Raw genomic sequence first — 25,619 nt, forward strand, 5'->3', positions numbered from 1 at the left:
GCGAACGCTTGCGGGTGTGGCGCCGCCCCGGGGCGCGGCGCGCGGCGGACGAAAGGGCGGCCGGGGTTCAAGGCGGTGCTCAGATGGGGCGCGTGTCGTCCGGGTCGACCGGACGGCGCTGCGGCATCAGCAGCAGATGGCTCGCCGCCGGCCACATCGCGGCCTCGACGAAGCCGTCGATCAGATAGCGCCAGCCAGGGAACGCGGCGCCCATGATCAGGCGGATCAGGAACGGGACGAGTTGCGCGCCGACGAGCAGCGGCGTCACGTACAGCACCTGCACGCCGAGCGGCATCCACAGCACGCGGCGGTGGATCGTGATCGCGCCGTACGACAGCAGCGTGTAGGCGAGCGCGTGCTCGCCGAGCAGGCTGGCGTCGTGCACGTCCATCAGGATGCCGAGCGCGAACGCGACGCCGATCCCGACCTTGCGTGGCTGATGGATATTCCAGAACAGCAGCACGAGCGCGACGAAGTCGGGGATGCCGGGCAGGCGCCCCCACGGCATCAGGTTCAGCAGGAACGCGGCGGCGAGGCTGAAGATGATGAAGTAGGGATTGACCGGCTGCAGGATGTATTGCGGGCGGTTCATCGCTGGGCTCCTGGCTGCGCGGCGGCGGGCTTCGCGGGCGCGGCGGCGGGTTTGGCCGGCTCAGGCTTGGCCGCGGGCGCGGGTTTGCCCGCCGATGCGGATGCGGGCGCGGGGCCGGCGGCAGGCGCGGCTTTCGCGCCGGGCTGGGTCGCGCCGGCCTTGGCCGTCGCATCGCTGGCGTTGTCCGCTTTGTCGGCCGCTTTCGCCGCGGCCTTGGCGCCCTTCTTGCCACCCTTCGCGTTCTTTTCGGCGGCCGGATCCGGCTCGGCCGGGCGTGGCGGGGCGTCGTTCCGGTAATGGAGCGCCAGCATCTGCCGCGCACCGCGCACGGCCGCGATCGGCGCGCAGGTCACGCGCGCGAACGCGGTATCGGCGAGCTTGTCGACCCGCACGACTTTCGCGACCGGCAGGCCGGGCGGATAGACACCGTCGAGGCCGCTCGTGACGAGCTCGTCGCCGACGACGACGTCGGAACTCGTCGGCACGAAGCGCAGGTCGAGCGAATCGCCCTTCGGCGTGCCGTAGATCACGCTGCGCAGGCCGGTGCGCAGCATCTGCACGGGAATCGCGAGGTCGCGGTCGGTGATCAGCGTGACTTCGGCCTGCAGCGGGAACACGCGCGTGACCTGGCCGACCACGCCATCCTCGCTGACGACGGGCGCACCGTCCTGGATGCCTTGCCGCGAGCCTTGCCCGATCACGATCTTCTGCGTGAACGGATCGGCGGTGTCGTACTGGATCTCGACCGGCGTGGCCTGTGTCGCGATGTGCTGGCGCAGTTCGAGCACCGCGCGCAGGTGCGCGTTTTCCTGCGTGAGCACGGCGGCCTGATTGGCCAGCGTCGACAGCTGCAGGTTGCGCGTGCGCAATTGCTGGTTCTCGTGGCGCAGCGAAGCGCCGGTCGACGCGATGTCGGCCGCGCCCATGAGCAGGTCGCGCGGCACGAGCGCGACGCGCTGCAGCGGGTACAGCACCGTGCCGAGCACGCCGCGGACGATTTCGAGCGTGTTGAAGCGCGCGTCCGACACGAGGAGCGCGATCGCCACGGCGACGAAAAAGATGAGCCGCGCGAGCGCGGGAGGGCCTTGCTTGAAGAGGGGCGGCGGACTGTATTCCATGGTCGGCGCCGGGCGCTTGATCGGTTAAATGATGCTCAGACGCGCAAACGGCGCGGCGGTTCGTTCTGAGCGAGCGAGCCGGCCACGCCGCGGGTGCGCCATATGAGGACTGCTCAGGCGATCACTCGTACGAGAAGATGCTGCCGAGCTTGTCCATGCGCTCGAGCGCCATGCCCGAACCGCGCACCACGCAGGTGAGCGGATCTTCGGCGACGAGCACCGGCAGGCCGGTTTCTTCCGCGAGCAGGCGATCGAGGTCGCGCAGCAGTGCGCCACCGCCTGTCAGCATCATGCCGCGCTCGGCGATGTCCGCACCGAGTTCCGGCGGCGTCTGCTCGAGCGCGATCTTCACCGACGACACGATCTGGTTCAGCGGATCGGTCAGCGCTTCGAGGATTTCGTTGCTCGAGATCGTGAAGCTGCGCGGAATGCCTTCCGACAGGTTGCGGCCCTTCACTTCCATCTCCTTGACCTCGGAGCCCGGGAAGGCGGAACCGATTTCCTTCTTGATCGCCTCGGCGGTCTGTTCGCCGATCAGCATGCCGTAGTTGCGGCGGATGTAGTTGACGATCGCCTCGTCGAACTTGTCGCCGCCGACGCGCACCGAGCCCTTGTAGACGATGCCGCCGAGCGAGATCACGCCGACTTCGGTCGTGCCGCCGCCGATGTCGACGACCATCGAGCCGGTCGCTTCCGACACCTGCAGGCCTGCGCCGATCGCGGCCGCCATCGGCTCTTCGATCAGGTAGACCTGCGACGCGCCGGCGCCGTGGGCGGCTTCCTTGATCGCGCGGCGCTCGACCTGGGTCGAGCCGCACGGCACGCAGATGATGATGCGTGGCGACGGCGAGAACATGCGCGATTCATGGGCCGTCTTGATGAACTGCTTGATCATCTGCTCGGTGACCGTGAAGTCGGCGATCACGCCGTCCTTCATCGGGCGGATCGCCTCGATGTTGCCGGGCACCTTGCCGAGCATCTGCTTGGCTTCCTTGCCGACCGCCTGGATCGTCTTCTTGCCGTTGGGGCCGCCTTCCTGGCGAATCGACACGACGGAAGGCTCATCGAGCACGATGCCCTTGCCGCGCATGTAGATCAGGGTGTTTGCGGTGCCGAGGTCGATCGCCAGATCGTTGGAGAAGTAGCTGCGCAAAAAACCGAACATTCAGAATCCTGTTTCGCTCTGGGCCGGCCCTGCGACGCGAGTGCTCGGGGCGGCAGCGGAAAAAATAACAGCCTCGGATCGTGGCGGAAGCGGCCGCCGCGGCGCACGAAGCTGCGAGTGAAATCTACCGGGGGCGCACGTAGCACGCACGGCTTGCCGGAATGGGCGAAACGGTGCGGCAAAAGGCTGCCGGGTTTGGGTCGAACGCGTAATGATACCTTATAATTTCTCGGTATTTGAATCGAAACGGACGGTATTTTTCCCGCTTCGTACCCGATTTTTGAGGGTGGGATCGCACCCTCCAACCCCCTGCGGCAGCAGCGGTTTTTCCGTGCTGCGCAATCTCGATTTTTTCCGGTGACCGCATGGCCCTGACCCTGACCGATGTGAAACGCATCGCGCACCTTGCGCGGCTCGAAATGGCCGACGCCGACGCCGAGCATACGCTTGGCCAGCTCAACGAATTCTTCGGCCTCGTCGAGCAGATGCAGGCGGTCGACACCGCCGGCATCGCGCCGCTCGCCCACCCGATCGAACAGATCCAGGAAGTGGCGCAGCGGCTGCGCGCCGACGCCGTCACGGAGGTGGTGAACCGCGACGACAACCAGCGTCCGGCGCCCGCCGTGCAGGATGGCCTCTATCTCGTGCCGAAGGTGATCGAGTAAATATCCGGCTACCCGGCGCGCCGGCCATCGGCCGTGGCGCGCGACCCAGAATTCCCAGGAAAACCACTCAATGCACGCAAAAAGCCTGACCGAACTGCGCGCCGCGCTCGACGCCAAGGAATGCTCGGCCGTCGAGCTCGCGCAGCACTATCTGAAACGGATCGACGCCGCACGCGGCCTGAACGCATTCGTCCATGTCGACGGCGACCTGACGCGCGCGCAGGCGCAAGCCGCCGACGACGCCCTCGCGCGCGGCGCGGCCGGCCCGCTGACCGGCCTGCCGATCGCGCACAAGGACGTGTTCGTGACGCGCGGCTGGCGCTCGACCGCCGGCTCGAAGATGCTCGCGAACTACACGAGCCCGTTCGACGCGACCGTCGTCGCCCGCCTGCAGGCGGCCGGCATGGTCACGCTCGGCAAGACCAACATGGACGAGTTCGCGATGGGCTCGTCGAACGAGAACTCCGCGTTCGGCCCGGTGAAGAACCCGTGGGACACGAACGCGGTGCCGGGCGGCAGCTCGGGCGGCAGCTCGGCCGCCGTCGCCGCGCGTCTCGCGCCGGCTGCGACCGGCACCGACACCGGCGGCTCGATCCGCCAGCCGGCATCGTTCGCCGGCGTCACCGGCATCAAGCCGACCTACGGCCGCGTGTCGCGCTACGGGATGATCGCGTTCGCGTCGTCGCTCGACCAGGGCGGCCCGATGGCGCAGAGCGCCGCCGATTGCGCGCTGTTGCTGAATGCGATGGCGGGCTTCGACGAGCGTGACTCGACGAGCCTCGAGCAGGCGGACGAAGACTTCGCGCGCCATCTCGGTCAGGCCTGGACGTCGGGCAACGATGCGGCCAAGCCGCTCGCGGGCCTGCGCATCGGCCTGCCGAACGAATACTTCGGCGACGGTCTGGCCGACGACGTGCGCGCGGCGATCGACGCGGCGCTCAGGCAGTACGAGGCGCTCGGCGCGACGCTGGTGCCGGTGTCGCTGCCGAAGACCGAGCTGTCGATCCCGGTCTACTACGTGATCGCGCCGGCCGAGGCGTCGTCGAACCTGTCGCGTTTCGACGGCGTGCGCTACGGCCATCGCGCGGCGGAATACCGCGATCTGCTCGACATGTACAAGAAGTCGCGCGCCGAAGGCTTCGGGCCGGAGGTCAAGCGCCGCATCCTGGTCGGCACCTACGTGCTGTCGCACGGTTACTACGACGCGTACTACCTGCAGGCGCAGAAGATCCGCCGCATCATCGCGCAGGACTTCCAGGAAGCGTTCAGGCAGTGCGACGTGATCATGGGGCCGGCATCGCCGACCGTCGCGTGGGACATCGGCGCGAAGGGCGACGATCCGGTGCAGATGTATCTCGCGGATATCTACACGCTGTCGGTGAGCCTCGCCGGCCTGCCCGGCATGAGCGTGCCGTGCGGCTTCGGCGCGGGCGCGAACGCAAAGCGCCCGGTCGGTCTGCAGATCATCGGCAACTATTTCAACGAAGCCCGGATGCTGCAGGTCGCCGATGCGTTCCAGCGCGTGACCGATTGGCACAAGCAAGTTCCGGCGGGGGGAGATGTCGAGCCCCCACACTCACTTCGTTCGTTGCCCCCCGAGGGGGCGCATGCCTCCCTCGAGGCGGCTCGGCGGGAGGTATGAGCATCATGACGCAATGGGAAGTTGTTATCGGTCTCGAGACGCACGCGCAGCTGTCGACCGTCTCGAAGATCTTCTCGGGCGCGCCGACGCAGTTCGGCGCGGAACCGAACACGCAGGCCTGCCCGGTCGATCTCGCGATGCCGGGCGTGCTGCCGGTGCTGAACCGCGGCGCGGTCGAACGGGCGATCCGCTTCGGCCTCGCGATCGGCGCGACCGTCGCGCCGCGCAGTATCTTCGCGCGCAAGAATTACTTCTATCCGGATCTCCCGAAGGGCTATCAGATCAGCCAGTACGAGATTCCGGTCGTGCAGGGCGGCCAGATCACGATCCAGGTGCCCGCCAATGAAAAGGCCGGCAAGGACGCGTATTCGAAGACGGTCAACCTGACCCGCGCGCACCTCGAAGAGGATGCGGGCAAGTCGCTGCACGAAGACTTCGCGGGGATGACGGGCATCGACCTGAACCGCGCGGGCACGCCGCTGCTCGAAATCGTCACCGAGCCGGAAATGCGCAGCGCCGCCGAGGCGGTCGCGTATGCGAAGGCGCTGCACGGCCTCGTCGTGTGGCTCGGCATCTGCGACGGCAACATGCAGGAAGGGTCGTTCCGCTGCGACGCGAACGTGTCGGTGCGTCCGGTCGGCCAGGAGAAGTTCGGCACGCGCGCCGAGATCAAGAACCTGAACTCGTTCCGCTTCCTCGAGGAAGCGATCAACTTCGAAGTGCGCCGCCAGATCGAACTGATCGAGGACGGCGGCGAAGTCGTGCAGGAAACCCGCCTGTACGACCCGGACAAGCGCGAGACGCGCTCGATGCGCAGCAAGGAAGACGCGCACGACTACCGCTACTTCCCCGATCCGGACCTGATGCCGCTCGTGATCGGCGCGGACTGGGTCGAGCGCGTGAAGGGCGAGATGCCCGAGCTGCCGGCGGCGATGCAGCAGCGTTTCGCCGGGCAGTACGGCGTGTCCGCGTACGACGCCGGCGTGCTGACGTCGAGCAAGGCGATGGCCGCGTACTTCGAGGCCGTGGTCGCGAAGGCCGGCGCGGCGAACGCGAAGATCGCGGCGAACTGGCTGATGGGCGATGTGTCGTCGCAGCTGAACCGCGACGGCATCGACATCGACGCATGCCCGGTGTCGGCGGCGCAGCTCGCGCTGCTGCTGCAGCGGATCGCGGACGGCACGATCTCGAACAAGATCGCGAAGGAAATCTTCGCGACGATCTGGGACGAGAAAGCGACCGACGACGCGGCAGCCGATCGCATCATCGACGCGAAGGGCCTGAAGCAGATTTCCGACACCGGCGCGCTCGAGGCGATCATCGACGAGGTGCTCGCGGCGAACGCGAAGTCGGTCGAGGAGTTCCGCGCCGGCAATGAGAAGGCGTTCAACGCGCTGATCGGCCAGGCGATGAAGGCCACGAAGGGCAAGGCGAACCCGCAGCAGGTCAATGAACTGCTGAAGAAGAAGCTCGGCTAAGCGCGCGAACCGCGCTTAGCCGACGGGCCGCCGCCGAACCGCAGTTCGAGGCGGCCCGTTTCACTTGATGCGAACGCGGCTGCGCGCGTCGCACTTTCACACGGAGGATCGCATGGCGAAGCAACCGTCACTCGACGACTACCGGGTGCCGTTCCACGCGCATGAGAAGGAAGCCGCCGCGTTCAGGCTCGATGCATTCGATACGTCCGCGAAGCCGTTCTCGTCCGGCGCGAAGGAAACCGACCGCGAACGGTTGTCGGTGATCTCGATGGAGCTCGACATGCAGCAGGAACGGCTGCATACCCAGCCGAGAAAGCGCGTGCTGCTGGTGCTGCAGGGCATGGACACGAGCGGCAAGGACGGCACGATACGCGCCGTGTTCCGCGACGTCGATCCGCTCGGCCTGCGTATCGTGCCGTTCAAGGCGCCGACGCCGGTCGAGGCCGCGCACGACTTTCTGTGGCGCGTGCATGCGCAGGCGCCGGCGGCGGGCGAGCTGGCGATCTTCAACCGCAGTCATTACGAAGACGTGCTCGTGCCGCGCGTGCTCGGCACGATCGACGAAGCCGAATGCGTGCGCCGCTACCGGCAGATCCGCCAGTTCGAGGACATGCTCGCCGAAAACGGCACGACGATCGTCAAGTGCTTCCTGCACATCTCGAAGGACGAGCAGCGCGAGCGCTTGCAGGCGCGTATCGACGATCCGACCAAGCACTGGAAATTCGACATCGCCGATCTCGACGCGCGCGGGCACTGGGATGCGTACCAGGCCGCGTACCGCGACGCGCTTGCCGCGACATCGGCCGAACATGCGCCGTGGTATGTGATCCCGGCGGACTCGAAGACGCACCGCAACGTGATGATCGCCGAGTTGCTGCTGCGCACGATGACCGACATGAAGCTGGAATTCCCGCCGCCGAAACCGGAACTCGAAGGCGTGAAGATCCGCTAGATGGCGCTGCCCGGATGCGGCCGGCGAGGTGCGGCCGGCGAGGTGTGGCCGCCCGGGCGCTACGATACGAATCAACGAACTCAGAACGGAAACCCAATCGACATGCTGCGTGTAATTACCGCCAACCTGAACGGCATCCGCTCCGCCGCGAAAAAAGGTTTCTTCGACTGGCTCGGCGAGCAGGAAGCCGACTGCGTCTGCGTGCAGGAAATCAAGGTGTCGGCCGACGACCTGCCGGCAGAATTCATCGAACCGCACGGCTACAGGAGCTACTTTCACCATGCCGCGAAAAAAGGCTACAGCGGTGCGGGACTGTACAGCCGCCGCGAGCCGGACGATGTGATCATCGGCTTCGGCAGCAGCGAGTTCGATTCCGAGGGACGCTACGTCGAAGCGCGCTACGGCAATCTGTCGATCGTGTCGGTGTATGTGCCGTCCGGTTCGAGCGGCGACGAGCGGCAGCAGGCGAAATACCGCTTCATGGACGCGTTCATGCCGCACCTTGCCGAGCTGAAGGCGAAGCGTGAAGTGATCCTGTGCGGCGACGTGAATATCGTCCACAAGGAAATCGACATCAAGAACTGGAAGAGCAACCAGAAGAATTCGGGCTGCCTGCCGGAGGAGCGCGCGTGGTTGACGAAGCTGTTCGACGACGTTGGTTATGTCGACGTATTCCGCACGCTCGATCCGCGTCCCGAGCAGTACACGTGGTGGAGCAACCGCGGCCAGGCGTATGCGAAGAACGTCGGGTGGCGGATCGATTACCAGATCGCGACGCCGGGTATCGCGGAAACAGCGAAAAGCACGTCGATCTTCCGCGACATCAAGTTCAGCGATCATGCGCCGCTGACGGTGGATTACGACTACAAGACGTGATTCGCGCCGTGCGCGGCGTACGTCGAATGCAAGACGGGCTGAGAGGTGAGCTGAATCCCTGAAGCGGGACGGTTCAGCGGCGTCAGGCCGACAAGGGCTGAGTTCTGTGCGGCACAGGACTCAGCCCTTTTTGCTTGGCGATCGCACGCTCAATGCCGTGCGATCTTGTGCCGCTGCGCGCTGATTCCCGCGTAATCCGGCAACGTGTCGAGACGCTTGCCGATCGCCTTCGCGTACAGCGGCATCAGATCCGGCAGGCGGTTCAGCAGATCCTGACGGCGCGCGTTGCCGTACGGATGCGTGTAGATGAACCCCGTGTCCTTGTTCCTGCGCGTCGCGACTGCGAGCTTGTCCCACAGCGTAAGCGCCGCACGCGGATCGAAGCCGGCGCGCGCGGCGATGTCGCCGCCGATCACGTCGGCCTCGGTTTCGTCGGTCGGATCGTAGCGCAGCGTTTGCAGGCGATTGCCGAGATTGAGCGGCTGCGGCAGCGGATCGCCGACGCCGAACAGCGGCGGCAGCGACGCGGCGCGCAACGACGTCTGCGACGGATCGCTGAAGCCGCCGCGCGCATGTTCGCGCAGCGCGTGCGCGATACCGTGCGCGAGCAGCACGCCGAGTTCGTCGTCGTTCAGGCGGACGCGGTCGAGCACACCGCCATAGACGAGGATCTTGCCGCCGGGCAGGCACGACACGCGGATATCGCGCGAGCGGATCGCGTTCACGGCCCACGTCCAGTCCTTGACGCGCTCGTTCCACTTGACCGAATACGGCGCCAGTTTCGCGACGATCTCGCGCACGCGCTTCACGCGCGGCTGGTTTGCCGGGAGCAGGCGGTTGCTCTGCGCGGCGATCTCCACGATCTGCGTGTATTCGTTCGCCGTGAGCTGCTCGAGCAGCGGGGACGGAATCAGCGTACGGAATGCGATCGCCTTGCCGAGGCGGACCTGTTGCGACGTCGACGCACCCGGCTGTGCGGGCGTCGCGGCGCCGGGCACTGCCGCGGCATTGCCCGCCGGAACCGATGTGGACGAGCCGGGCGAAGCCGGTGCGTCCTCTTCGGCGGCATGGGTCACGGGCGCGCCCAGCGTGGCGACGCCGAACGCCAGCACCGCGGCCGCGCGCGCCGCGCGGCGCAGGACGTCATTGCGCACGGGCGACCTCGTCGTTGCGCGCGTCGCCGTTCCACGGCGCGACCTTGAACAGCAGCAGCATCCCGGGAATGCCGAGTGCGGCGCACAGCAGGAAGTAGTCGAACCAGCCGATCTGCGCGACGATGAAACCGCTTGCGGCGGATGCGAGCGTGCGCGGCACCGACGCGAGACTCGTAAACAGCGCGAACTGCGTCGCCGTGTAGCGCGGATCGGTGGTGCTCGCGATGTACGCGGTAAACGCGGCGAGCGTGAGGCCCGTCGAGAACGTCTCGAAGCCGTACACCGCGCCCATCAGCACCGGTTGCGCGCCGGCCTTCGCGAGCCATGCGAAGCCGAGCGTCGACACGATCTGCAGGATGCCGAAAATCCACAGCCCGCGCGCGATACCGATCTTCATGAGCCAGACGCCGCCGACGATGCCGCCCGCGAGACTCGCCCAGAATGCGGTTGTCTTCGCGATCACGCCGATCTGTGTCTTGTTGAAGCCGATATCGAGGAAGAACGACGTCGACAGCGTCGTCGCCATCGTGTCGCCGAGCTTGAACAGGAAGATGAACGCGATGACGAGCAGTGCGCCGGCCCAGCCGTCGCGCTGGATGAATTCGCGGAAGGGCAGCACGACTGCGTCGCGCAGGTTGCGCGGCGGCGCGCCGGTCACGGCCGGCTCGCGCACGAGGAGCGTCATCACGATGCCCGGCAGCATGAACGCGGCGGTGAACGCGAACACGGCGTCCCACGGCAGGTGATCGGAGAGGATCAGCGACAGCGAGCCGGGAATCAGCGCCGCGACCTTGTACGCGTTGACGTGCACCGCGTTGCCGAGGCCCTGCTCGGTGTCGCGCAGCAATTCGCGGCGATACGCGTCGATCACGATGTCGGCGCTCGCGCCGAAGAATGCGACGAGCGTGGTGAGCGCGGCGACCGTCCAGATCGAATCGCGCGGCGACACGAAGCCGAGCGCGGCGATCGCGCCCGCGACGAGCACCTGCGTCAATAGCATCCAGCCGCGGCGGCGGCCGGGCCGCCACCCGGGCAGCCGCGGGATGTAACGGTCCATCAGCGGCGCCCACAGGAATTTCCACGTGTACGGGAACTGGATCAGCGCGAACAGGCCGATTTCCTTCAGGTTCACGCCTTCCGAGCGCAGCCATGCCTGCACGAGATAGACGAGCGTGAAAAGGGGCAGCCCGGACGTGAAGCCGAGAAACACGCAGATCAGCATGTGCGTGTTCAGGAAGGCTCGCCAGCCGGGGTGATCCTCGTGAGCGGTGAGTGCAGGCGCCTCGTGTGGCGTTTTCGACATGAACTGGAACTGGATAGCGTTGACGTTGGAGCGGGGCGGCAGCGTACCGCGCCGGCCCGGGCGGCGCGCGGCGAGCGGCGCCGTGCGTCAACGGCTTTCCGGCTCAGCTGCGCTTGACGCGATAGACAGCAAGACTACCACGCCAGTTCGCTCCCCATCGAATCGGCTGGCCTTCATGCAGCACGACGCGATCGAGGATCGTGACGCCGACTTCGGGCGCGAGCGCCTCGAAATCCTTGATCGTCAGCACACGGACGTTCGGCGTGTTGTGCCACTGGTACGGCAGCGACTTCGACACCGGCATCCGGCCGCGCAGCACCGACAGCCGATGCGCCCAGTAGCCGAAATTCGGGAACGACACGATGCATTCGCGGCCGACGCGCGCCGTTTCGCGCAGGATCGCGGCGGTCTGGTGAATCGTCTGCAGCGTCTGCGACAGGATCGCGAAGTCGAAGCTGTGGTCCTCGAACAGGCGCAGGCCGTCCTCAAGGTTCTGCTGGATCACGTTGATGCCGTTCTTCGTGCTCGCGAGCACGCCGGCATCGTTCAGCTCGACGCCGTAGCCGGTCACGTCGAGTTCCTCCATCAGCAGCGACAGCAGCGAGCCGTCGCCGCAGCCGAGATCGAGCACCGTCGAGCGCGGCTCGACCCAGCGGGCGATCGCGCGAAAATCCGCGCGCGCGGACAGGGAGTTCAGCGCTTGCTGGTTCATGCACCCACCTCGTTGGCGATCCGGTCGTAATAGGCGCGGATCAGGTTGTGATAACGCGCGTCGTCGAGCAGGAACGCGTCGTGGCCGTGCGGCGCGTCGATCTCCGCGTAGGTCACCGTCCGCTTGTTGTCGAGCAGCGCCTTGACGATCTCGCGCGAGCGCGCGGGCGCGAAGCGCCAGTCGGTCGAGAAGCTCGCGATCAGGTATTTCGCCTGCGTCTGCGCGAGCGCGGCGGTCAGGTTGCCGTCGAATGCCTTCGCCGGATCGAAATAGTCGAGCGCGCGCGTGATCAGCAGGTAGGTATTCGCGTCGAAGTAGTCGGCGAACTTGTCGCCCTGGTAGCGCAGGTACGACTCGACCTCGAACTCGACGTCGAAGCTGAAGTTGTACGCGTCGAGCGCACCGTCGGCGCGGCGCAGCGCGCGGCCGAATTTCTCGGCCATGTCGTCGTCGGACAGATACGTGATGTGGCCGATCATCCGCGCGACACGCAGGCCGCGCTTCGGCTTCACGCCATGCGCGTAGTAGTCGCCGCCATGAAAATCGGGATCGGACAGGATCGACGAGCGCGCGACCTCGTTGAATGCGATGTTCTGCGCGGACAGCTTCGGTGTCGACGCGATGTCGATGCAGTGCGCGACGCGCTCCGGATACATCAGGCTCCACGCGAGCGCCTGCATGCCGCCGAGACTGCCGCCCATCACCGCGGCGAAGCGCTCGATGCCGAACGCATCGGCGACGCGCGCCTGCGCGTGCACCCAGTCCTCGACGGTCACGACGGGAAAGCGCGCGCCGTACGGTTTGCCGGTGGATGGATCGATGCTCATCGGGCCGGTCGAGCCGAAGCACGAGCCGAGATTGTTCACGCCGATCACGAAGAACCGGTTGGTGTCCAGCGGCTTGCCGGGGCCGACCATGTTGTCCCACCAGCCGGTGCTGCGCGGATCGTCCGCGTAGACGCCGGCGACGTGGTGCGACGCGTTGAGCGCGTGGCAGACGAGCACCGCGTTCGAACGCGTGGCATTGAGCTCGCCGTATGTCTCGACGACGAGTTGATAGTTGCCGATCACGCTGCCGCTTTGCAGGCGCAGCGGTTCGGCGAAATGCATGGTCTGTGGAGCGACGATGCCGATCGATTCCATTCGTTCCGCCTCTTGGTCACTGGGCGGCTAAATGGTGTCGGCGATGCGCGGAGTCGAAAAAGCGCGGCTGACGACCTCTTTAGCCGCATTTGTAGTGAACCGCCGGGATCGATGCCCCGGCCGGTTCGCGCGCCCGCAATCGAGTCAGCAAATCGGCGCGCTTCCGACATGCCGCCAGGGTGGCGGCAGTCGGCAGAGTATAGCGGAAAATGCCGGCGCGGGAAGCAGCCGCCCCCGGCAGCGGGCGGTGCCGCTGCCGGGGGCGGCCCGATGCAGGCGATCATTTCCAGCGATATTTCGCTGCGAGCTGACCTCTGAAGACGGCGTAGTTCGCCAGATTGGACTGCACGCCGATACTGGCCGAGACGGCCAGATGCCGGGTGAGCTGCCCCGTTGCGCCGACCTTGATTTCGGCGCGATCGCGCGGCAAGCGGAGTTCGAACGGATTGCCGTCGACCGTCAGGGTGTGCGACCCGGGGCCGTGCCACCAGCTGGCCTCGATGAATGGCCGCAGCTCCTGAGTCGGCGTGACCGACGTGACGCCATGCACGCGCACGCCCAGACGCGTCAGCACGTCGTTCGAGCGCTGCACGCCGATGTAGCCGCCCGGCGAGTGGTGCCCGACCGCATGATAGTGGGCGTATACGATCTGCGCGCCGGGTTCGACGAAAAAGCGCGAGTTGCCGTCGCTGTGGATGCCGAACGAATAGCCGGCCTCGATCGACGCCGCGACCGTTCTCGACCGGTAGCTGTCTCCGGGCAGGCTGCCGCCGACGCTGTTGTGGTAGGCGCCGTACATCAGCCAGGTGTCGACATGGGGGCCGGTCAGGATGTCCCGGTTGCCATACCACGTTCCGTACAGGCCGACGTTGTAGCCGTCGACGCTGCCGCGCGCCGTGGCCGATGCGTAGCGTTGCGCATTCGGATTCCAGAGCGGGCGGGTCGACCAGGTCGTGTTGCTCCCGTACATGCCCATCGTGCCGATCCGGACGCTGCCGCCACGGCTGTCTTCGAACCGAAGCAGATCCGCGCCCGCGTGAATCAGGCGGCCATTGCCGCTGACGCTGCGGCCGCCGAACGAAGTCGATTGTCCTTCCGCACGCAGCCAGACGGCGCCGTCGAGCCGCTGTCCGTCCGTCTCGGTGCGCAGCGTCTGATCCTCGCGCTGATGCAGCGTATGAATCGGCATCAGGATTGCCGCGTCCGTGTTGGCGAGGTAGGCGTCCGGTTCCGGCGCAACGGCGCGCAAAGTGGGCGGCGACGGGGGCACGGTCTCGGGTTCGATCGGTTCGGGTGGCACGGGCTTGGCCGCGGAAACGAGATACCAGTCGTCCGCATGGCCCGCACGGCCGCCACGCGTCAGCATGTAGTCGTAGCCGCCCGCCGAAATCGTGCCGACATCCTGGCGATAGCCGTCGGACGCGGCATCGAGCACGAAGGCCTTTGCATCGGTCGTGCCGCCGTTGCGGGTTTCGACGAGCGGAATGCCGATGGTCGTCGCGGCGCCTTCGCCGCCGGAGCGCTTCACGATGAGCCCGGTATTGCCGGAAGCATGGCCGGCGTCGATCACGAGTGTGTCGGTCGGCGAAAGATCGTCGCCGTACGTCGTGTGCAGGACGACTTTGCCGTTGTGCGCCGCGTAGTCGCCCTGAACGACGAGCTGCTTGTGGGTGTTGCCGATGGGCGGGGCGAATGCGATCGTGGAATCGTCGAGCGTGAGCGATTGCACGGTCGAGTCGCCGGTGATGCGCCACAGGCTGCCCTGCTCCATCGACAACGCATTAACCGTTTGTGTCGCACCTTGCCACGCGGCGCCACGGGACATCGCCAGGTCGGTCACGGCGGGTGTCACGCTGCCGTCGTCGGTGGGCAGATTGACGATGTTTCCGCTGGCGCTGGCGGCATGGTCGAGCGTCAATTGCACTGGCTGGGCGTCCTCGGCGTCGACAGCCAGCAACGTGCCGTTGCCGCCTTCGATGCGTGCGCCGTTCGTCGCATGGATGACGCCCGCGTTCGCGATGATCGCATTGCCTTGCGCGCTGACGATTGAGCCGCCGTCGAGGCTCAGCTCGCTGCCGAGGACGACTGCGCCCGCCGCTTCCGAGCCTTCCGTCCGGACGTCCGTATTCCGCAGGTCGAGCATGCCGCCGTAGCTGGCATAGATGCCGTGCGCGCGGGCGCCCTTCGTGGCGACCGTGCCGTCGACGATACGCGTGGTCGTGTCCTTGCCGACGGTCACCACGCCGATGGCCTTGTCGCCGCCGGTTTTGATGCCGCCGCGTTCCAGTGCGACCCGGGCGCCGATACGCACGAACGCGCCGACCGCGCCGAAGCCGGACGTGGCAATGTTCGAGTCGACCATGTCGACCGAGGCGGGGCTGTCGTACTCCTTGAATACATAGAGACCGTGCCCGCTTTCCCCGCTTGTCATCACGTCGGTGCGCGCCATCTTCACGACGCCTTCGCGCACGTTCAGGCCCGGCGCGATCTTGCCGTTCGTGCGCAGCGTCGAGTCGGTGATCGCGATCGTGTTCTTCCCCGACAGGTTGATCGCCGACGAATATTCGCCTTCCGCCGTGACGTCGATCCGGTCCAGCGTGGAGCGGTTTCCGTCGTAGTCGGACGCGATGCCGTGCGCGAACGGGCCGACGGTGCGGATCCGCGTATCGGCGATCGCGATGGAGGATCCCGGGCCGGGGCCGAGGTAGACGCCGTGCGCCTCCTTCCCGAGCGTGTCGATCGAGCCGCCGGACATGTCGATCCGGCCGCCGGGGCCGTAAATGTAGACGCCAGTGGCGTACTCGCCGAGCGTGTTGATGGTCGAGTGCTCGAACAGCGCGCTCCCGCCGTTGAAAAGGCGGATGCCGTAGGCGACATCCCCGGTCGTGTGGATCTCGCTGTCGTGCAGTTCGATGCGGGCGCCCGCGGCTTCGGCCAGCATGCCGTTTGCGCCGATCCCCTTCGAGAACACGCGCACCGGCCCTTTGGCTGTCAGCAAGCCGCCCTGGCTGGCATTCAGGACATGCTGCGTGTGGTCGATGGTGGCGTAATCGCCTGCGGCGATTTCGAGGTGCGTGCCGATTGCATGCTGCGGGTTGTTGACGACTTGGGCGCCCGCGGACAGCGGTGCCATCATCGCGAGGATCCATGCGGAACAGGCGGATTTCGGCACCGGGGGCGTCGTGCTTCGCATGTCGGGCATTGCACGGGGGCCGAATCTGGCACGCCGTCCTACGGCATGCGCTTTCCGGTTGGGCTGGCTCGATTCATTCATGGGTGTGGGTCGGAAGTGTGAAAGATAAAATTAAACGTATTGGGATAATTTGGAGCAATAGGACGCGTCTGTTTTGCGCGTGCCGGGAAGCGCGGTGACGGCAAGGGAGCAAACCGGTGGCGCAGTCGGGCGTGCGCAAATCGCGTGCGATGCGCGGGTGTCGCGCAGCGGGGCGGGGCCGCACCGGGTTGCATGCCCGGGTTCGGGCTGGCAGGCGGCGCACGGATGCGCCGCGAGCGCCGGTATGGCACAGGCCGAAGCGGTGTCGGTTGACTATCTAGGGATTAGGGATGCGAACGGATTCTGCGTGAGGCGGAAAAGTGGTGCCCCGGTCGGGGCGGCTGCCATCGAGTGCGGCCGGATGCCGGGCAGCGATGCGGTGCCTCTTCCACGTTGCCGTCGTACGCCGGCAACGTCCGTGATCAAGCCACGTTGCCGGCATGCGTCAGGCCATTCACAGGCATCCTGCGTGCCCAAATCGCTTCAGGCGCAGGCTGTCGAGCTGGATCGTTATTGATACACGATCGAGTACAGGGCGGACGTCTTGACCGTACCCGTCGTCGCCGCGCCGCCCATCGCCACGTATTGGGCGAAATAGGAGAGCGTGGCCGCCCCGTTGTTGAGCGCGACCGGCTTCGAATTCTCGGCGTCCATACCCAGCTTGATGATGCTCATGTCCGGGTTGTTCAGCAGGCTCACCTCGACGTTCGATGCAGTGCCCTCCTTGTTGAGCAGGTTGCCGCTGGACGCGTTGATGGTCGCGCTGGGCTCGAAGTGCGTGTACACGTTGCCCGCGGCAGGCGTGCAGTTCGACAGGCTGATATAGAACGGCGTGCGGCCGGCCGTGGTGCCGCCTTGCGCCAGTGACGACGTCGACACCTTCGGCAGCGTGACGAGGAAGTTAGCGCCGCCCGTGCCGTTGCCGTTGATCTTGCACGTCTGGGCCCCGATCTTGCCCGTGAACGTGATCGAGCCGTCGGCGGCATGCGAAATCGACGGGGCGAGCGATGCGAGCGCCGCCACGGCGACGAGCGAGCGAAGGGTGGCTTTCATATGTTCTCCAAATGGATATTGATGAGTGAATGAAGCGAAGTGGCCGGCTCCGCGTTCCGAACACGGTCGAACCGGTTTCCGGAAATCCGCGTCACCGAGAGCATCCGGATGCTTCTCCAGCGGAAGCGCCCGGAAACAGGTTGTCGACCGGCGTGGAAACGATGCCGGGCGAGCGTTTTGCCGGACGCGCGCGATGCGCGCGCCGCTGCTGGCCGGCGTTCACTGGTAGTTCAGCGTGAACGACGCCAGCCCCTTGACCACGCCACCCGTCACGGGGCCGGTCGAGATGTACTGGGCTGTCAATGGAATGCCCGTCGTGCTGGACGATGGACCGACGTACCACTGGTTTGGATTGCCGGCCGAGGCGCTGTCCGGCCCGAAGCTGACCGGCACGCCGTTTGGCCTCAACAGGCGAAGCCGGACGCCGGACGCGGTGGAGCCCGTGGCGAGCGACAGCTGGTCGGTCGTATTACCGGGGTTCGTGAGATCGGTCAGCGTGACGAAGACGTTCGTCCCGGCCGAGCAGGACAGGCCGACATGGAAGGGCGTATCGCCCGCCGTCGTGTTGGGCGCCGGCAATTCGGACGTCCAGATTTTCTTCAGCGGCACGTTGGTGGTTTGCGACGTGACCCTGCAGCTCCGCGGTACCGGCCTGATACTCATTCCGACAGACGTCCAGTAGATGTTGGACGACGTGTAATAGTTGGGGTTGCCGTTGTTGATAACCCTGAAATCCCCGAACAGTATGGATCCCTGCCAACCGGCCGATGGCTGGTTGTAGATCAGGTCGTTGAGTTTCACGAGTTCGAATTTGACATCCAGCGTTCCGGAGACCGGTGCGGATCCCGTAATGGGTGGCATCCACTGCGCGAGTCCATAGCTCAGATCGTTTTTCATTTGCTGGCCGGTATTCAGGTTGGTCACCCGGATCGCCAGGCCGTTATTGCCGGTGGAGGAGTACAGATCGCCCTGGACGTCGGGGGAGGGCTTGAAGAGGGCGCGATAGGTGAAGCTCCAGCCGGCCGGACTTCTCATGCCCGGACAGGTATAGCTGACGGACACGGTCGTCGCGGCCAGCACGGTTCCGTTGGGCGCGCCGATCGGTACGGAAACCGACGCCGGAAAGCCGAAATAGACGGGTACCGGCGAGAGGCGGCAGTTGGTCGCCACTTGCGCGCTGGCCGGAGCGGCCCATGCCAGGGCCAGCGACATGGCGCACAGCCCAAGGACAAAGTGTCTGCATTGCGCTGATCGGGTCATTGCGAAATATCCTGGAATTGAGATGGGCCGCCGTCGGCATGCCGCGTCGAAAGGGAGGCATGGCTGTCACCGTCTTCGGTCACCCGGTCGGTCAGCGGGATCGCGTATGACGGCGCGTCGGCAAACGCGCCGTGCCCGCAGGTCGCATCGATGCGGGTGTAGCCCGTGTTTTTCTGCGGTGCGGACGGAAGCCGGTAGGAAAATGAGCAGGCATCCTGAGGACCGTTACCCCATTTCGCCGTCAGGACGCCGGCATCCGGAATGCCCCTGACGAACAGGTAGCTGCTTTGGGCGATCACACCGACGTTCGTGCCGTTGCTGTCGACCACGCTGGCGCCGAACGGGAGCGGCTTGCCATTCGGAAGGCGTGGTGTGATGAGCGCCGCGCGGCCGGTGGCCGTCGCGAAGCGCACCGCCACCAGGGTATTCGCGCGCGGCACGACCTGGCGGCTGGTCGATTCCAGTTCGACGTCGAGCGGCATGCCCTTCGGGTCGATGTTGATCGTATTGATCGTGTACGGCGACAGATTCGGAACGATCGCGTAACCGCGGCCGTCGATGCGTACGCCCGCGGCGTTCGTGATGGATGCGCCTTTCGCATCCTTGGCCTCGACGAGGCCGGCCGTATCGCCGAGGTCGTTGGCCAGCGTCACGCCGCCGGAATGCGCGACGAATGCGCCGGACAACCCCGCCGAGAACTGCGATTGACCGACGCCCGCCGTCGCACTCGCGGACAAGCTCGCATACGGGCTGCGGTACTGCACGGTTCCGCTGCCGTCGCGCGAGCCGGACGTGCGATTGACCGTCACGCCATACGAGAATTCGCTGTTCTCGCCGGCGGAGCCTGTCAGTCCGATCCGCTGGGATGCGCCGCCGCGAGTATCCTGCGACAGCGACGCCGACAGGGTCGGCGCATTCGCACGCCTGCCGAGCGGAATAGACAGGTTGGCGTAGATCTGGTTGTTGAAGTCGCGCGAAAACCCGTCACGCTGCCGTGAAAACGACAGGTTGTAGTTCAGGTCGTGACCCGCGATCCTCAGCGTATTGTTGTAGCCGAGCTGAAGTTCGGCCGACGTGCCCTGGCGATTCCAGTAGTTGTGCATCGAGCCGATCGCGTACGCGCTGCCCCAGCGCGTGCCGAGATTCTGATTCAGCGTCAGCTGGATCTGGCTGCGTTCGCGATTGAGATCGTCCGCGCGGGCGCCGGACGACACGCGGCTGCGCGCATACATCGCGTTGCGGGCCGTCCAGAAGCCGCGCGACGAATAGCGGTACGCGGCGATGGCGATATTGGTGTCGGTCGACGGCACCAGTTTGCTGTAGGTGAGCCGAACGCTCTGGCCGCTCGTGGCGGACGCCCCGGGAATCTCGGCCTTCGCCTGGGTGAAATCGACGGCAAATGCGCCCCACGGCGTATTGAGCGCGGTGCCGACCAGCCCGGCCACATAGCCGCGTGCGGCGATCGCGCCCGCGTAGCCGGTGAAAAGATTGCTGAAACCGTGCTGGATCGTGGCCTGCGCGAGGTTCGGGTGCGCGTCGATCGGATCCTCGCGCACTTGGCCGAGCGCAGCGCTGAAACGCGTGATGCCCGCCCGCAGGGACTGCGCAACGGACGCATACGGCACGGTGAAGCTGCGGGTGCTGCCGTTCGCCTCGGTGATCGTCACCAGCAGGTTGCCGCCGTAGCCGGTCGGGTAGAGGTCGTTGATTTCGAATGCGCCGGGCGGCACGTTGGTTTCATACAGCGTGTTGCCGTTCTGTGAAACCTTCACGTGCGCGTTGCTGTTGGCCACGCCGCGAATCAGCGGCGCGTAGCCGCGCTGCGAGTCGGGAAGCATGCGGTCGTCGCTGGCGATCGTGACGCCCCGGATGCCGATGCTGTCGAAGATCGAGCCATCGGTGAATACCTCGCCGAGCGTGATCTGGCTGCGCAGCGCCGGCAAGTCGCGCTGAACGTAGGTCGCGACGGTTCGGTAGCTGGCGGCGCTGCCTGAACTCCACGCATACGATCCGCTGTGCCGCAGATGCCAGCCGGCCACATTGATCCCGCCGTTCAGGCCAAGATAGACCTGCTCGTTCGTATAGCCGGAGGACGACGAGCGATAGGCGTTGAAGTTGTACTTGAGCGTGGCCGATGGAATCCCCGCGTCCCACAGCTCGGGGCTGACATACCCGCGTGGATTGCGCTGCAACGCGACTTGCGGAATGGTGAGCTCGAGCCGGAAATCGGCCATGTCGAAACGGTATGACGCGCCCTCGGTGAGCCGGGAGAGATCGCCGCACTCACCGGCGCGGATCCTTGCCAGTTCGGCGCGGCCGGTGTCGGACAGCGCGGTGTCGGACAGCGCGAAACGCGTCGCGAGCGATGCGTCGACACACAGCGACGCGCTGTCGCTGCCAGGCTGGCCGACGAACCGGACGGTCGAGCGACCGATCCAGTTGTCGTTCAGCACGATATCCACCAGGTATTCGCCGGGCGCGACCGGGTTGCCGCGCGCGAACCGCGATAGGTCGATGCGTTGGTCCTTGCCTTTCAGCAGCAGCGCATCGCTGAAGCGCACTTCGGTGGCCGGCGATGCCTCCGACGCGGCCGCCGAACCGGCATCCATGGCGGCGAGACTGCCGAGCGCCGCCAGCACGCATGCGTGACTCGGCTTGAGCGCGGACTGCAATCGCGCGCGCGACTTGATTGACTTGCGCATCCTGTCGAGGACCCCGTTGGTGATGAATTTCCGTGTGTTCGACTGCGTGGTGACCCGTCGGGTGGGCGCGATCTATCGGGAGGGTTGCGGCGTCGCGTGGCCTGTCACGCCCGTGCCGTAATCGTCGAGAAACGTGTAGTCGACCTCGAGCGGACCGGCCGGCACGGCCGTCAGGCCGTCGATGCCGAACGTGGCGGTCGCGCCGGGGGCGATCATGCCGCCGACCGAATTCGTCCGAACGGCGTCACGCGTCTTGATCGCGACGCGGCTGAACGTGACGTGGTAACGCGTGGGGTTGTGTGCCTCGAGGCCATAACGGCCGCCGTCGATGCGCGCGAGCTTCCAGGTCACTTGCGACGGCGCGTCGGCCACTTCGCCTTGCAGCGCGGCGGGCCTGAAGAACAGCTTGATGCGCGTGCGGAACGCAAGCTGCAGCGCGTTCGGCTGTGCTTCGTCGCTTTCCACCTGAGGCGGCACTTCCAGCACGTTGAGCCAGAACAACGATTCCGTGTCCTGTGCGAGCGGCTCTTTCGTGTAGAGCAGGCGCAGGCTCTGGCCCTGGTTGGGATCGATGCGGAAAAGGGGCGGCGTCAGGATGAAGGGCGTCTTGGTGTCGTCAGGCAACGCGTTCGGATTGCCCGAGTCGATCCATGCCTGAACCAGCGCCGGGTGCTTCCCGTCATTGGTCAGTCTGACCGTGACTTCGCGGTCCTTTTCCTGGTAGATCACGCGCGTGGTGCCGATGACGACGCTCGCGTGACCGTTTCCGGCGCCGAGCAACGCCGTCGCTACTGTGGCGAGCATCCACGCTTTCCATTTTCGGGATTTTCTTGTCATCTGCATTTGGGTCGAACGGAATGACTGGCTGGGGGAAATTCGGCGACCGGAATATTCGAGATGAGCGAATCCGATCGCCGCGATCTGCCGACGTTTATTGGTAAATGAGCGAATAAAGGACGGATGTATTGACGGTGCCTGAGCCGGCGCCGCCGCCCGAAGCGACGTATTGCGCGTAGTACTCGAGCTTCGCCGAGCCCGACGCGATCGGCACATATTTGGAGTTTTGCGCCGGATGCGCGGAGCCCAGCTTGATCGCGCTCTTGTCCTTGTTGAGCAGGCCGATTTCGACGTTCGCCGCCGTGCCCGAGGTGTTCTTCAGCTGGCCGGTTGCCGTGTTGATCGTCGTGCCGGGCTCGAAGTAGGTCGACACGTTGCCCGAGCCCGGCGTGCAGTTCGACAGCGTGATGTCGAAGGCGGTGGCGCCGGTCGTCGCACCGTCGGAGCCGAGCGACGAAGCGACGATGTCGGGCAGCTTCACGGTGAAATCCTTGCCGCCGCCATTGCCGGAAATCGAGCACGTCTGGCCGGAAATTTCTCCCGCCAGCGAAATGGTGCCGTCAGCGGCATGCACGGCCGGCAATGCGCAGATGCCGGCCGTCAGCAAGGCGGCGCGCAGCGCCCGGGATAATTGTTTTGACGAAAATTGACCCATCATTCTGAATCTCACAAGTTGGTTATGAGCGAATTTGAAATGTTTCAATCATTTTTCATTCGAGTGCTCCGGAATTTTCAAAATGAAAGAAAAATTTCTGGGAAATCATCACCGGATCAACGTGATCTAATCAATTGGTCGAGTACGAAAAATTTTGAATGAATAGGTCTTATTCGATGTTCTGATTGATTGAGCTGAGTTATCTTGATTTGTTTATTTGAAGATAATCGCGCAGTTATTTTTTGATAATGGGGATGCGCGCACGGTATGCCGGCCGCGGACGCAGAGCATGCGACCGGGAATGGGACGCTGTGAGGATCGGCGAGAGGAAGGCGCGGCGACGGTGTCGCGAGGCGGTATGGCGGTCAGGCGAGCGGCATGCCCGCTTGCGTGGCCCGGTGCGTGCTAGGTCTGCAGGGTGTCGATGAAATGCCGCGTCATCGCGCGGGCGAGATCGGCAGCGGTCGCGTGCGACGCGTGGCGGCGGGTCATCGCCACGCCGGCACGCCGGCACGACAGCACGCCGGCACGACGGCACGACGGTGCGTGGCCGCCGTGCGGCGTGCGTTACTGCAGGATCAGTTGCAGTTTCTCGTCGGCGCGTTCGCCGGGCGGTTTCGTGAAGCCGCTGCGCGTGTAGCGCTGCCATGCGCCGAGCACGTAGCCGACGAGCAGGCTCGCGCGCACGGCCGGGTCGTAGCCGTCCGGGAGGGGCCCGGCGCCGCCGGGGCCGGCCGCATTGCGCTCGAGCAGCCCGACGCGCAGGCATTGCCGCACCGACGCCTCGATCCGCTCCAGCATCCGGTCGACGCGTTCGGCGAGCCGTTCGTGCTCGCCGACGAGCGCTTCTCCAGTCAGCACCCGCGTCATGCCGGGATTCTTCGCCGCGAAATTGAGCAGCATCAGCGCGATCGCGCGCGCCTGCTGCACGCCGTCGGGCTCCTTGGTGGCGATCTGGTTGATCAGGCCGAAGAACGTTTCCTCGATGAACTCGATCAGCCCCTCGAACATCTGGGCCTTGCTCGCGAAGTGGCGGTAGAGTGCCGCTTCCGATACGTCGAGCCGGGCCGCGAGCGCGGCCGTCGTGATCTTCTCCCGCTTCGGCGCCTCGAGCATCGACGCGAGCGTCTGCAGGATATGCATGCGGCGCTCGCCCGGCTTCGGGCGCGCCCGCGCCCGGGTGGGCGTTGTCTGGCTTTCCGTTACGGCTTGGTCCTGCGAGTGAGTCGGCTGCATTTCTGTCGCCCCGATCGAGTGCCCAGTCGCAGCGATTTTAGCGAACGAATGCGCTGGTCGACATAGTGCGGGCGGCCGGTGCCCGGCAAATGGCCCGGCAGATGCCCGGTGATCCAGATCGTGCCGATGCCGAGCTGCTTGTAGCGCTTCAGGTGGCTGCGCGTATCCTCGACGAGGATCGCGTCGGCCAGCCGCGCATTGGCGGCGCGCAGCGTCCGGCGCAGCATCGTCCTGTCCGGCTTCGCGCGCCATGCGCGGCGGTCGCGCATGTGCTCGATCGCGATCACGCGCTCGAACAGCCGCTCGATGCGCAGCTCGCGCAGCACCGCGCGCGCGTAGTCCTCGGGCGCGTTGGTCAGCACGAACTTGCGGCCGGGCAGCGCGGCGACGAGGCGCGCCAGGCCGCGCTCGGCGCGCAGTATCGCGGGCAGGTCGTCGAACGTGTGGACGGCGCGCAGGAAATCGTGCGGATCGATCGGGTGATGGCGCGTGAGGCCGAGGAGCGCCGCGCCGTAGCGCTGCGTATAGCCGGTGCGCAGCCGGTCGGCTTCGGCGCGCTCGACCTTGAGCGCGTCGATGATGTATTGCGTCATCGCACGGTTGATCTCGGGAAAGACCGCGTGCGATGCGTGGTGGAGGGTGTTGTCGAGATCGAAGAGCCACACCGGCGCGCCGGCGCGGGGCCGGCTGCGCGACACGCGCCGGCGCAGCGTCGGATGCTGCTGGCCTGGCGCGGAGGGCGGGCGGCGGGTGTTCAATGCGAGCGGATCATCGTGCCGAACGGCTGGTCGGTGAGGATCTCGAGCAGCACCGAATGCTCGATGCGGCCGTCGACGATGTGCACCGACTTCACGCCGCTCTTCGCGGCGTCGAGCGCCGACGAGATCTTCGGCAGCATGCCGCCCGAGATCGTGCCGTCCGCGAACAGTGCGTCGATCTCGCGTGCCGACAGATCGGTGAGCAGGTTGCCGTCCTTGTCCATCACGCCCGGGATGTTGGTCATCATCAGCAGCTTTTCGGCGTTCAGCACCGTGGCGAGCTTGCCGGCGACCAGGTCGGCATTGATGTTGTACGACAGGCCGTCGGCGCCGAAGCCGATCGGCGAGATCACCGGAATGAACGCGTCGTCCTGAAGCGCCTTCACGACCGCCGGATTGATCGCATCGACCTCGCCGACCTGGCCGATGTCGATATACTCGCCCGGATTCTCGCGGTCCGGCATCAGCAGCTTGCGCGCATGGATCAGGCCGCCGTCCTTGCCCGTCAGGCCGACCGCGTGGCCGCCGAAGTGGTTGATCAGCATCACGATGTCCTGCTGGACCTCGCCGCCCAGCACCCACTCGACGACTTCCATCGTTTCTTCGTCGGTGACGCGCATGCCCTGGATGAAGGTGCCCTGCTTGCCGATCTTCTTCAGCGCCTGGTCGATCTGCGGGCCGCCGCCGTGGACGATCACCGGGTTGATGCCGACCAGTTTCAGCAGGATCACGTCGCGGGCGAAGCCTTGCTTGAGCCGCTCTTCCGTCATCGCGTTGCCGCCGTATTTGATGACCACGGTCTTGCCGTGGTAACGGCGGATGTACGGCAGCGCCTCCGCGAGGATTTCGGCTTTCAGCGTGGGGGCGATCTGCGAGAGGTCGATAGGCTCGGACATGACGGCGGCTCTGGCTGGGAACGGTTGAAACACGGCGAATTGTACAGGAGTGGCGAAGCGCAGCATCGGGATTTTGGGACGGCCGGCAGGCACGCCCGGCGAGCACCTGCCGGCGATTGACGATGATTGCCGCCCGCGCCCGGCGCAGT

General features: G+C 65.9%; 22 protein-coding genes. 6 read left to right on the forward strand and 16 right to left on the reverse strand.

Annotation, left to right across the window (positions count from 1 at the left end; genetic code table 11):
- Positions 1-79 precede the first annotated feature (79 nt).
- From mreD to KH616_RS01770, 3 genes are all read right to left on the reverse strand, one after another.
- Positions 80-592 (reverse strand): rod shape-determining protein MreD, encoded by a 513-nt coding sequence (mreD, locus tag KH616_RS01760; protein ID WP_292233148.1) that lies wholly within the window; start codon positions 590-592, stop codon positions 80-82.
- Positions 589-1,710: a rod shape-determining protein MreC gene (gene mreC, locus KH616_RS01765; protein WP_292233150.1), complete on the reverse strand. Its 1,122-nt coding sequence runs from the start codon at positions 1,708-1,710 to the stop codon at positions 589-591. Before mreC ends, mreD begins: the two co-directional genes overlap by 4 nt.
- A gap of 121 nt (positions 1,711-1,831) precedes the next feature.
- Positions 1,832-2,875: a rod shape-determining protein gene (locus KH616_RS01770; RefSeq protein ID WP_292233152.1), complete on the reverse strand. Its 1,044-nt coding sequence runs from the start codon at positions 2,873-2,875 to the stop codon at positions 1,832-1,834.
- Positions 2,876-3,240: 365 nt separating this feature from the next.
- Here KH616_RS01770 and gatC point away from each other — a divergent pair, with 365 nt between their 5' ends.
- From gatC to KH616_RS01795, 5 genes are all read left to right on the forward strand, one after another.
- Positions 3,241-3,540, forward strand: a complete 300-nt coding sequence (gatC, locus tag KH616_RS01775) for an Asp-tRNA(Asn)/Glu-tRNA(Gln) amidotransferase subunit GatC (RefSeq protein ID WP_292233154.1) — start codon at positions 3,241-3,243, stop codon at positions 3,538-3,540.
- 70 nt (positions 3,541-3,610) lie between these two features.
- Positions 3,611-5,182 (forward strand): Asp-tRNA(Asn)/Glu-tRNA(Gln) amidotransferase subunit GatA, encoded by a 1,572-nt coding sequence (gene gatA, locus KH616_RS01780; RefSeq protein ID WP_292233157.1) that lies wholly within the window; start codon positions 3,611-3,613, stop codon positions 5,180-5,182.
- 5 nt (positions 5,183-5,187) lie between these two features.
- On the forward strand, positions 5,188-6,660 hold the full coding sequence (gene gatB, locus KH616_RS01785; protein ID WP_292233403.1) for an Asp-tRNA(Asn)/Glu-tRNA(Gln) amidotransferase subunit GatB: 1,473 nt from the start codon (positions 5,188-5,190) through the stop codon (positions 6,658-6,660).
- 112 nt (positions 6,661-6,772) lie between these two features.
- Entirely contained in the window at positions 6,773-7,612 is an 840-nt protein-coding gene (locus KH616_RS01790; RefSeq protein ID WP_292233159.1) for a PPK2 family polyphosphate kinase, read from the forward strand.
- 102 nt (positions 7,613-7,714) lie between these two features.
- The gene (locus tag KH616_RS01795; RefSeq protein ID WP_292233161.1) at positions 7,715-8,488 is read left to right on the forward strand and encodes an exodeoxyribonuclease III; all 774 of its coding nucleotides are present in this window, start codon (positions 7,715-7,717) and stop codon (positions 8,486-8,488) included.
- Between the two features lie 149 nt (positions 8,489-8,637).
- Here KH616_RS01795 and KH616_RS01800 read toward each other — a convergent pair whose 3' ends face one another.
- The 10 genes from KH616_RS01800 to KH616_RS01845 all read right to left on the reverse strand — a co-directional run bounded on the left by KH616_RS01800 (position 8,638) and on the right by KH616_RS01845 (position 22,478).
- Positions 8,638-9,642, reverse strand: coding sequence for a M48 family metallopeptidase (locus KH616_RS01800; RefSeq protein ID WP_292233163.1), 1,005 nt, complete (start codon positions 9,640-9,642; stop codon positions 8,638-8,640).
- Entirely contained in the window at positions 9,632-10,945 is a 1,314-nt protein-coding gene (locus KH616_RS01805) for an AmpG family muropeptide MFS transporter (RefSeq protein ID WP_292233167.1), read from the reverse strand. Before KH616_RS01805 ends, KH616_RS01800 begins: the two co-directional genes overlap by 11 nt.
- Positions 10,946-11,048: 103 nt before the next feature.
- Entirely contained in the window at positions 11,049-11,657 is a 609-nt protein-coding gene (gene metW, locus KH616_RS01810; RefSeq protein WP_292233169.1) for a methionine biosynthesis protein MetW, read from the reverse strand.
- Entirely contained in the window at positions 11,654-12,799 is a 1,146-nt protein-coding gene (locus KH616_RS01815) for a homoserine O-acetyltransferase (RefSeq protein WP_292233173.1), read from the reverse strand. The genes metW and KH616_RS01815 overlap by 4 nt, the downstream gene beginning before the upstream one ends.
- A 280-nt stretch (positions 12,800-13,079) precedes the next feature.
- Positions 13,080-15,935 carry an autotransporter outer membrane beta-barrel domain-containing protein gene (locus KH616_RS01820; protein ID WP_292233177.1) on the reverse strand — a complete coding sequence of 952 codons (2,856 nt, stop codon included), beginning with the start codon at positions 15,933-15,935 and terminating at the stop codon, positions 13,080-13,082.
- A gap of 648 nt (positions 15,936-16,583) precedes the next feature.
- On the reverse strand, positions 16,584-17,126 hold the full coding sequence (locus tag KH616_RS01825; protein WP_292233180.1) for a fimbrial protein: 543 nt from the start codon (positions 17,124-17,126) through the stop codon (positions 16,584-16,586).
- A gap of 219 nt (positions 17,127-17,345) precedes the next feature.
- Positions 17,346-18,338 carry a fimbrial protein gene (locus KH616_RS01830; RefSeq protein ID WP_292233182.1) on the reverse strand — a complete coding sequence of 331 codons (993 nt, stop codon included), beginning with the start codon at positions 18,336-18,338 and terminating at the stop codon, positions 17,346-17,348.
- Between the two features lie 44 nt (positions 18,339-18,382).
- The gene (locus KH616_RS01835) at positions 18,383-21,088 is read right to left on the reverse strand and encodes a fimbria/pilus outer membrane usher protein (protein ID WP_292233185.1); all 2,706 of its coding nucleotides are present in this window, start codon (positions 21,086-21,088) and stop codon (positions 18,383-18,385) included.
- 72 nt (positions 21,089-21,160) lie between these two features.
- Complete coding sequence (locus KH616_RS01840; RefSeq protein WP_366834245.1) at positions 21,161-21,892, reverse strand: fimbria/pilus periplasmic chaperone; 732 nt, start codon at positions 21,890-21,892, stop codon at positions 21,161-21,163.
- Positions 21,893-22,019: 127 nt separating this feature from the next.
- Positions 22,020-22,478: a fimbrial protein gene (locus KH616_RS01845; RefSeq protein WP_292233406.1), complete on the reverse strand. Its 459-nt coding sequence runs from the start codon at positions 22,476-22,478 to the stop codon at positions 22,020-22,022.
- On the opposite strand from KH616_RS01845, the gene KH616_RS01850 reads away from it, so the two are divergent.
- Positions 22,390-22,575 (forward strand): hypothetical protein, encoded by a 186-nt coding sequence (locus tag KH616_RS01850; RefSeq protein ID WP_292234671.1) that lies wholly within the window; start codon positions 22,390-22,392, stop codon positions 22,573-22,575. The two genes, KH616_RS01845 and KH616_RS01850, sit on opposite strands and share 89 nt — an antisense overlap.
- 572 nt (positions 22,576-23,147) lie before the next feature.
- Here KH616_RS01850 and slmA read toward each other — a convergent pair.
- The 3 genes from slmA to argB are packed head-to-tail and all read right to left on the reverse strand — an operon-like array spanning position 23,148 to position 25,470.
- A complete protein-coding gene (slmA, locus tag KH616_RS01855; protein WP_292233190.1) occupies positions 23,148-23,816 on the reverse strand; it encodes a nucleoid occlusion factor SlmA in 669 nt (222 codons plus the stop codon).
- Positions 23,783-24,574: a pyrimidine 5'-nucleotidase gene (locus KH616_RS01860; RefSeq protein WP_292233192.1), complete on the reverse strand. Its 792-nt coding sequence runs from the start codon at positions 24,572-24,574 to the stop codon at positions 23,783-23,785. Before KH616_RS01860 ends, slmA begins: the two co-directional genes overlap by 34 nt.
- A complete protein-coding gene (argB, locus tag KH616_RS01865) occupies positions 24,571-25,470 on the reverse strand; it encodes an acetylglutamate kinase (RefSeq protein ID WP_292233194.1) in 900 nt (299 codons plus the stop codon). Before argB ends, KH616_RS01860 begins: the two co-directional genes overlap by 4 nt.
- Between the last annotated feature and the right edge of the window lie 149 nt (positions 25,471-25,619).

It is taken from the genome of Burkholderia sp. (genome assembly GCF_018375725.1).
Taxonomy (GTDB): domain Bacteria; phylum Pseudomonadota; class Gammaproteobacteria; order Burkholderiales; family Burkholderiaceae; genus Burkholderia.